The 327-nt window shown below is 57.8% G+C and carries 1 tRNA gene; it reads right to left on the bottom strand.

What is annotated here, in order from left to right:
• Positions 1–95: 95 nt before the first annotated feature.
• Positions 96–172 (bottom strand) — tRNA-Met (locus DBR30_RS07220).
• Positions 173–327 lie beyond the last annotated feature (155 nt).

Here is a 327-nt window from a genome sequence, read left to right as displayed (position 1 = left end):
CACCCCGCGTCCGAATTGTCGCCCTCAAGCCGAGCAGTAGCTTGGTGGCGTTTGTCTGCTTTCGACTGTTTACACAATCGCAGGCTGACGAAAGTTGGTTGCGGGGGCCGGATTTGAACCGACGACCTTCGGGTTATGAGCCCGACGAGCTACCGAGCTGCTCCACCCCGCGTCCGAATTGTCACCCTCAAGCCGAGCAGTAGCTTGATTGCGTTTGTCTGCTTTCGACTGTTTACACAATCGCAGGCTGACGAAAAGTTGGTTGCGGGGGCCGGATTTGAACCGACGACCTTCGGGTTATGAGCCCGACGAGCTACCGAGCTGCTC

It is taken from the genome of Aeromonas sp. HMWF017, from assembly GCF_003061465.1.
Taxonomy (GTDB): domain Bacteria; phylum Pseudomonadota; class Gammaproteobacteria; order Enterobacterales; family Aeromonadaceae; genus Aeromonas; species Aeromonas veronii.
The sequence above is the reverse complement of the archived record's forward strand: the minus strand, read 5'-3'. Positions and strand labels throughout refer to the sequence as shown.